This is a genomic window from Oscillibacter sp. UBA6647 (assembly GCA_002455655.1).
Lineage (GTDB): Bacteria > Bacillota > Clostridia > Oscillospirales > Oscillospiraceae > Oscillibacter.
In genome coordinates, this window is sequence record DKLF01000049.1 from 1 (window position 1) to 8,361 (window position 8,361).

Genomic DNA, 8,361 nt, shown 5'->3' on the forward strand with positions numbered 1-8,361 from the left:
CACCAGAAGCGTGGGGGCCTGCATGATGCGGTATTTCCGGGCAAGGTCCAAATGCTCGCTCACGTCCAGCACTGTGTAGGCAAGTCCCGCCTGTTCAAGGCCTTCTTTGGCGGTTTTGCAGTTGGGGCAGGTTTTGGTGGTGAACAGCAGCAGCTCGTCCACCGCGTCGCGCATGGCCCGCACCGTGGAGCTTTGCTCCGGAGCGGGCTGCTCCGCAGAAGAGGTGGCGGCAAGGCTGGGCACTGGCCGGGCTGTCTGTGGGGCGGGGCTTGGCGCGTGGGGTTTAAAAGCCGTTCCGGGCTCATAAAGTTTGCGGTCTTTGTATTCCTGCGTCTTGCCGTCGTTCCAGTTTTGCACGGGGCGGTAATAGCCGGTGATGCGGCTGTAAACCTCGGCGGGTTTCCCGCAGTGGGGGCAGGTGAAATGCTCACCGGTGAGATACCCATGCTGGGAACAGACGGAATAGGTGGGGGAAAGGGTGTAGTAGGGCAGCTTGAAGTTTTCCGCGATTTTGCGCACCAGCGCGGCAGCGGCTTTCCAGTCCGGCAGCTTTTCGCCCAGAAACGCGTGGAACACGGTGCCGGAGGTATAGAGGGTCTGCAAATCATCTTGCACCGCCAGCGCGTCGAACAAATCCGAGGTGTACCCCACCGGAAGGTGGGAGGAATTGGTGTAATAGGGTGCGTCGCCGGGCTTGGCGGCGGTAATGATGTCTCCGAACCGCTCCGTGTCGTGCTTTGCCAGCCGGTAAGAAGTGGACTCGGCGGGGGTGGCCTCCAGATTGTAAAGGTCGCCGTACTGCTCCTGATAGTCGCTAAGCCGCTGGCGCATATGGTTCAACACATCCTTGGCAAAGGACTGGGCCTCCGGCGCTGTCAGGTCCTTTCGCAGCCATGCGGCATTCAGCGCCGCCTCGTTCATACCAACAAGGCCGATGGTGGAAAAATGATTGCCAAAGCTGCCAAGATACCGCTGGGTATAGGGGTACAGCCCCGCGTCCAGCAATTTGGTAATCACCGTGCGCTTGGTGTTCAGGCTGCGGGCGGCCACGTCCATCAGCTTGTCCAGCCGCCGGTAAAAGTCCGCCTCGTCCCGGGCCAGATACGCAATGCGGGGCAGGTTCACCGTCACCACGCCGACGGACCCGGTGGATTCGCCGGAGCCAAAGTAGCCGCCGGACTTTTTCCGCAGCTCCCGCAAATCCAGCCGAAGGCGGCAGCACATGCTGCGCACGTCCGATGGCTCCATGTCGGAATTGATGTAGTTGGAGAAATAGGGCGTTCCGTATTTCCCGGTCATCTCAAAGAGAAGACGGTTGTTCTCCGTGTCGCTCCAGTCAAAGTCCTTTGTGATGGAGTAGGTGGGAATGGGGTATTGGAAGCCCCGTCCGTCCGCGTCGCCCTCCACCATGATTTCAATGAAAGCGCGGTTCACCATGTCCATCTCTTTTTTGCAATCCCCGTAAGTAAAGTCCATCTCCCTGCCGCCCACAATGGCGGGCTGGTTTGCAAGGTCGGTGGGGACGGTCCAGTCTAACGTGATGTTGGAAAACGGAGCCTGCGTGCCCCAGCGGGACGGGGTGTTCACCCCGTACACAAAGGACTGGATGCACTGCTTCACCTCTTTTTGGGAGAGGTTGTCCGCCCGCACGAAGGGAGCCAGATATGTGTCAAAAGAGGAGAACGCCTGCGCCCCGGCCCACTCGTTCTGCATAATTCCAAGGAAGTTTACCATTTGATTGCAAAGGGTGGAGAGATGACTTGCGGGGGAGGAGGTGATCTTGCCGGGAATGCCGCCAAGGCCCTCCTGAATCAATTGCTTCAGGCTCCACCCGGCACAGTAGCCGGTGAGCATAGACAAATCGTGAATGTGGAGGTCGCCGCTTTTGTGGGCCTGGGCTACCTCCGCGTCGTAAATCTCGCTGAGCCAGTAGTTGGCGGTGATGGCCCCGGAGTTGGACAGAATCAGCCCGCCCACGGAGTAGGTGACGGTGGAGTTTTCCTTCACCCGCCAGTCGTTGATGTGCAGATAGTTGTTCACCAGGTCCTTGTAGTCTAGCACGGTGGAGCCTAAATTCCGGATTTTCTCCCGCTGCTTGCGGTACAGAATATAGGCCTTGGCAACGTCGCTGTATCCGGCCTTGATGAGGACATTTTCCACGCTGTCCTGAATCTGCTCCACGGAAATGGAGCCGTCCTTGATATTGTCCTGATAATCTGCGGTGACCTTCAGCGCCAAAAGATCGATGATGTCGGGGTTGTAGTCCTTTCCCACGGCGTCAAACGCCTTGGTGATGGCTACGCTGATCTTGGACAGGGCAAAGTCCACGACCTTGCCGTCCCGCTTCAAAACTCGATACATACCGCTCCCACACTCTCTTAAAGTATTCCCGCCCGCGGCGCCGGACAAACTGCCCTGCCGCCGCCAGCGTATCAAAGATAGGCCCATATACCGTCAGAACGGAAAGGCGCCGAAGCGCCCTTCCGTTCTTATTCTAGCGGAGCTGCTGGGGGAAGTCAATTAGAAATACCTCTATATCTTGTGGATTATTTCATAAAAAATGCCAATAATCACCCAGATTTAGTAAAGTTAAAAAAGAGCGCGGCTTCGAAAAAAGTCTCTTTATGTCGAAAGAAGCGAGATTGTGCGAAGTCTTGCGTTGACTCACTCCACGCCCCGGAGAGAAACCTCCCCGTAAAAAGGGCGGACAGTCTCGGCGAAGGCGCGCATTTCATCGGGGGAGAAGCCGTGCAGTCCGGAGCCAATCAGTTCTCCGGAGTCCATGAAGCTTTGAAGGAAATAGCGGCGCGCTCCTTTCAGCCATTGGGCGATGGACAGCAAGTCCGCCGGAGTGTGAAACTCCCGCACCAGCGTGGTACGGAATTCATAGTCCGTCGGGCCATCCATCAAAAGTGCGGCGCTCTCCGCCACCGGGGAAGTGTCAAAGCCCAAAACGCCCACGGTCAGCGGATATTTGGGCAGGCTGTTTTTGACATCCATAGCTATGTAATCAATGCTTCTCGTTTCCAGAAGGGCGCGAAGCCGCTGGGGATAGCAGCCGTTGGTGTCCAGCTTTACCGCAAAGCCCATGGCCTTTACCCGGGCGGCGAAGTCTGAAAGGTCTTCGTGAAGCAGCGGCTCCCCGCCGGAGAGTACCACCCCGTCCAGCAAGCCCTGCCGGGAGGAAAGAAACGCAAGAATTTCCCGTTCCTCATAGTGCTCCCGCGCATTTGCGGGCGCGGTGACCAGACGGGCGTTGTGGCAATAGGGGCAGCGGAGGTTGCATCCTCCGGTGAACACCGTTGCCGCCACCTTGCCGGGAAAGTCCACCAGTGACAGCGTTTGCAGCCCGCAGAAGATCATGGCGACGCCTCTTCTTCCACATCTCCCGTGCGCCTGCGAATCGGATCGGACCGCAGGGAAAGGAGAAGCCCCAGAAAAAAGAGAACGCAGCCGCCAAGCAGCGCATACTGGGAAAGGCTTCGATTGCCCGCCAGCGCGGCGGCGCACAGAATGACGCTGCCCCCGGCGAAAAAAGAAAAGACCTGCGCGGACCCGTCCTCGAACGCGAAGGAGGACAGGCGGAAAAAGGCCAGCGCGGCAAAACCCAGCGACAGCAGCTCCGGCGCATAGGATTCCAGCGCGGGGTTTGCGGCCCGGGTGCGATAGTCCAGCACCAGATGAAACACCAGCGCCACCGGGGCGGGCAGCAGTAAAATAGGCGGCGCAGCCCTGCGGCGGCGAGAGCGCCGCCCCGCCGCAGCGGAAAAAACAGCGGGCAGCAGACACAGGGCGGACAGCACCGTCAGCCCGCCGCAGGCCAGCGCAACGCCTGCCGGAGGAGCTCCGCCGCCGGGAAAGCACAGGGGAGCCGAGAGCGCGGCCCGCACCTCTACCACCCCGGAAAGGGCCAGCAGGAAAACGCCGGACAGCAGCAGGGGGGCGGCCCCCTGTGCAGAAAAGACATCCTGAAACGAACGGGGGTCGGGACGGCGGTCAGGCAGACGGCGGACCAGCAAAAACAGCGTTACGCCCAAAAAGATCAGCAAAACCCACAGCAGTCGTCCGAAGAGATTTCCGTGGGTACTCAGTCCGGTTTCCTGAATCAAGTCGGTGCGCGCCTGCGCCAGCCGCAGAAAAAAAGCCGCCGCGCCGCCCGACGCCGCCAGAGCAGCCATAGCCGTGGTGTGTTTCATCCGGGGCCTCCTCAAAAGCCGGGACGTTGCGCCCGGCACAATTTGTAAATAGTTCCGCGTCTGCCCGATCATACCGGGCCTGTATGGTAGGCAAATATCCTTCGTTCCCCTCCGCACAGAGGGCTGGGGGGTTCTTTTCGGAGGAGCTGCGCCCGTGCGGGTTCCCGACGCGGCCTGCCGATTCCACCGGGGAGTGATCTGGGGCCATTATACGCCAGCGGCGGCGGTTTGTCCACACCGCGACGGGGAAAACGCACCAGCCCGCACGGTTGCCGTTTCGGACAATCCGTGGTATAATCAAACGCCGTAAAATTCGACAGTTTATGCGCAGGACTGTTTTTTATCTTCCGCGCATATGCTGAAGAAACCACGGATTGCGGGCGTGCTTCGATCAATTTACGGAAAGTGTACAGGCTGTTCAAGAGGTGAATGCCTTTTGAACAAGCGGGAAAGGAAACAAGATGAGACGGTATCTGGGCATGTCGGCGGTGCTGCTGGGCCTGCTTTTTTTGCTGCCGCTGATTACCGTGACGACCCATGTGGTCCGGCGGGAGGCGGAGGCGGGGACGAAGCGGGAGCTGAAGCCGAAAGAGCCGGAAATAGAGCTGCTTCCTCAAGGGGAGACGGACGGGTCCTACACCATCCGCGTTCTGCTGGGGGACGAGGTGAAAACCATGACCATGGGGGAATATCTTCAGGGCGTGGTGCGGGCGGAGATGCCCGCCTCCTTCGAGCAGCAGGCCCTGTGCGCCCAAGCCGTGGCGGCACGGACCTATACGATGTATAAGATGGCTTCCGGGGGAAACCACGGCGACACGGCGGATGTCTGCGGCGATCATACCTGTTGTCAGGCGTATCTTGATAAGGAAACCGCCGCGTCCAACTGGGGAGACAATGCGAAGGCATACGAAGCAAAGGTGGAAAACGCCGTCTCGCTTACCGACGGGCAGACGATTCTGTACGGCGGGCAGCCCATCCTGGCAGTATTTCACTCCTCCTCTGCCGGGACCACAAAACGGGCGGGAGAGGTATGGAGCAGCGATCTGCCCTATCTCCAGAGTGTGGAAAGCCCAGAGGGCGAGGGCGTCCCCAATTATTACAGTCGGGCGGAGTTTACTCCAACGGGGTTTAAAGAGCTGTTTCTGGCCGCGTATCCGGAGGCGGACCTGTCCGGCTCCGCCTCGGGCTGGATGAAGGATTGGATCGTTGGCGAGGACAGCAATGTGGAGTCCGTCACTGTGGGCGGCATCAGCGTCCGGGGGACAAAGCTGCGCACTATTTTCTCCTTGCGCTCTTCCACCTTTGAAGCGGAAGTGCAGGACGGGAAAATCGTCTTCTTCGTCACCGGGTACGGCCACGGCGTGGGGATGAGCCAATATGGCGCCCAGCAGATGGCAAAGGACGGCAAGGACTGGAAGGAGATCATCACCCACTACTATACCGGCGTCACCGTGGCGGTGCACACGCCGGAGCGGTTGTCGTAATAAAAAAGAGCTTGAGGACGTAAAATCCTCAAGCTCTTTTGGCTTTTGAAAAGGCGCGCAGGGGGACCGGAGATCATTCCTGCCGCTTACACGCTGCGAAAGCGGGAGAGAAAGTCCCGGGTCTCCTGCATTTGGGGATTGCCCAAAAGCTCCTCCGGCGTGCCCTCCTCGCAGATAACGCCCTGATTCATATACACCACCCGGCTGCTCACGTCCCGGGCGAAGGCCATCTCGTGGGTCACCACCAGCATGGTCATGCCCTCCCGGGCCAAATCCTTCATCACGTCCAGCACCTCGCCCACCATCTCGGGGTCCAGCGCTGAAGTCGGCTCATCGAACAGCAGCACCTCCGGCTCCATGGCAAGGGCCCTGGCAATGGCCACCCGCTGTTTCTGTCCGCCGGAGAGCTGACGGGGTCTCGCGTTGATATAGGGGGCCATGCCCACCCGATCCAGATACCTGAGCGCGGCGGTGCGAGCCTCCTCAGGGTCCTTTTTCAGAACCTTCACCTGCCCGACCACGCAGTTTTTCAAAACGGTCATGTTGTTGAACAGGTTGAAGGACTGAAACACCATCCCCACGCGGGAGCGGTACGCGGCTGCGTCCACGCCCCGGTCCGCCATGTTTTTTCCGTGGAAGAGAATCTCGCCCGAGGTGGGGGTTTCCAGCAGGTTTACGCAGCGAAGGAGCGTGGACTTTCCGGAACCGGAGGAGCCGATAATGGAGGTCACGTCCCCCTTCTCCACCGTGAAGTCGATGTCCCGCAGCACCTGATGACTGCCAAAGGCCTTGCCCAGATGGCGGATTTCAAGAATCGTCTCTCCCATGTCAGTTCTCTCCTCTCGAAGCGGAGTCTCCGTTTTTGGGAGAATGCTTGCCGCTTTCCCGGTACTCCTTGCTGTGCTCGTCAAAATTACTGCCTCGGCCGGGATGATTGTAAGTTCCGGCGGTCATGGTCAAGGAGTCGGTCTGCACCAGCTCGTAGCTGTCGGACCCGTCCATCCGCCGCTCTATCCACCGCAGCAGGAAGGAGGCGGCAAGCGTCATGGTAAGATAGCCCGCCATTTCAATGGTGGCGGAGGGGAAGTAGGTGAAGGTGGCCCCGGAAATCGCCTTGTGGGCGGCAAAAAAGTCGGTAAAGCCGATGATAAACATCACGGAGGTGTCTTTGATGTTGATAATCAGGTTGTTGCCGATCTGGGGCATGATGTTCCGCAGGGCCTGGGGCAGAATGACGCCTAACATGGTTTGGAAGTGGGTCATACCGATGGCCTTGGCCCCCTCCGTCTGGCCGGGGTCGATGGAGAGAATGCCGCCCCGGACGGACTCCGCCATATACGCGCCGGTATTGACGGATACCACCAGAATCGCCACAGTCCATATGTTCTCAAAGCGGACGGAGTTGTTGGTGAAATAGGGCAGGCCGTAATAAATAAATACCGCCTGCAAAATCATGGGCGTGCCACGGAAAACCTCAATATAAATTCGCAGCAGCACCCGCACAAGCCCCAAACCTACCCGCTTGACGGGATGGTCGGACTTTGAGCGGGGAATCGTCTGCAAAATGCCGCAGCCAAGGCCAATGACGCAGCCGATTAACGTGGCGACCACGGCGAGAATCAGCGTGCGCCAAATGCCGCCCAGATAGCTCACCGTGCCGTATTTTGCCCAGAGGTCGGCAATGTCGGCGGCCAGTTGTGGAAATCTTGACCAGTCCATAATGGGTTCCTCGTTCCCTCAGTATTCAGCGGGCGCGCCCGGACAGGGATGCTTATGCCCCGATGGGCTGTACTGCCACGGCTTGCGCCATCAGGTCATTGAAGTCGTCGGCGGTCATGCCGGAGAGGACGGAGTTCATCGCGTCCTTCAAAGCGGTGTTGCCCTTCATGACAGAGATGCCGATATTTACGTCCTCGTCGGACACTTCAAAGTCGTCGCCGGAACCGGAGAAGTCCAGCAGCTTGAAATCAGGATAGGCAACCATCGCGCCCTGCGCGGTGGGCATATCGGTGCACACAAAGTCCACCGCGCCGGTTTCCAGTGCCATCAGCATGGCGGGAGCGGACTCCGCCGCCGTCCGGATATCGGCGCCCTCAATCTGGGGTAGGCAGGTTTCATACCAGATGGTGCCCTGCTGGCTGGTGCAGGAGCCGCCGGCAAGGTCGCTGATGCCCTTGGCGTTTGCAAAGGCGCTGTCGGCCTTGGTCAGGCAGATGATGGAGGCGTACAGATAGGGACCTGCGAAGTCCACCTGCTCCGCCCGCTCGGCGGTCATGGACTGGCCAGCGATCACCGCGTCCACGGCGCCGGACTGAACGGCGGGAACAAGAGATTCCCACTCCAGCCGGACAATTTCCAGCTTCCAGCCGTTGGCCTCGCAGAGCTTCTTCGCCATCATTACGTCGTAGCCGTTGGCATATTCATTGGTGTCACGGATGGGGACGGCGTCGTTGGAGTCGTCCGGCTGGGACCAGTTATAGGGCGCGTAGCCGCACTCCATGGCCACCGTCAGCACGCCGTCCTCCACGCCGGAGGGAACCCCGCCGCCAGCGGAGGATGCGGAGGAACCGGCAGCCGCGCCGGAGCCGGAGGCCGCCGGGGCAGAGCCGCCGCAGGCGGCAAGAGATGCGGTCATGGCCACAGCCAGAACAAGAGTGAAAAACTTCTTCATAAAAATTTTC

7 protein-coding genes are annotated in these 8,361 nt (G+C 59.5%); 1 reads left to right on the forward strand and 6 read right to left on the reverse strand.

Translation table 11 applies throughout. From position 1 onward, the window contains the following. The 3 genes from B2W96_RS03995 to B2W96_RS04005 all read right to left on the reverse strand — a co-directional run. Positions 1 to 2,361, reverse strand: a 2,361-nt coding sequence (locus B2W96_RS03995) for a ribonucleoside triphosphate reductase (RefSeq protein WP_293008790.1), incomplete at its 3' end; no start/stop codon positions are given. A gap of 303 nt (positions 2,362 to 2,664) precedes the next feature. Then, a complete protein-coding gene (locus tag B2W96_RS04000) occupies positions 2,665 to 3,363 on the reverse strand; it encodes an anaerobic ribonucleoside-triphosphate reductase activating protein (RefSeq protein WP_293008792.1) in 699 nt (232 codons plus the stop codon). Continuing rightward, a complete protein-coding gene (locus B2W96_RS04005; RefSeq protein ID WP_293008794.1) occupies positions 3,360 to 4,196 on the reverse strand; it encodes a hypothetical protein in 837 nt (278 codons plus the stop codon). The genes B2W96_RS04000 and B2W96_RS04005 overlap by 4 nt, the downstream gene beginning before the upstream one ends. Positions 4,197 to 4,657: 461 nt before the next feature. On the opposite strand from B2W96_RS04005, the gene spoIID reads away from it, so the two are divergent. After that, positions 4,658 to 5,680, forward strand: a complete 1,023-nt coding sequence (gene spoIID / locus B2W96_RS04010; RefSeq protein ID WP_293008796.1) for a stage II sporulation protein D — start codon at positions 4,658 to 4,660, stop codon at positions 5,678 to 5,680. A gap of 86 nt (positions 5,681 to 5,766) precedes the next feature. Here the strand turns inward: spoIID and B2W96_RS04015 are convergent, their stop codons facing one another. From B2W96_RS04015 to B2W96_RS04025, 3 genes are all read right to left on the reverse strand, one after another. Next, positions 5,767 to 6,507: an amino acid ABC transporter ATP-binding protein gene (locus B2W96_RS04015; protein ID WP_293008798.1), complete on the reverse strand. Its 741-nt coding sequence runs from the start codon at positions 6,505 to 6,507 to the stop codon at positions 5,767 to 5,769. A 1-nt stretch (position 6,508) separates the two neighbouring features. After that, positions 6,509 to 7,399: an amino acid ABC transporter permease gene (locus B2W96_RS04020; RefSeq protein WP_293008800.1), complete on the reverse strand. Its 891-nt coding sequence runs from the start codon at positions 7,397 to 7,399 to the stop codon at positions 6,509 to 6,511. Between the two features lie 52 nt (positions 7,400 to 7,451). Continuing rightward, on the reverse strand, positions 7,452 to 8,361 hold a 910-nt coding region (locus B2W96_RS04025), incomplete at its 5' end, for a transporter substrate-binding domain-containing protein (protein WP_349680129.1).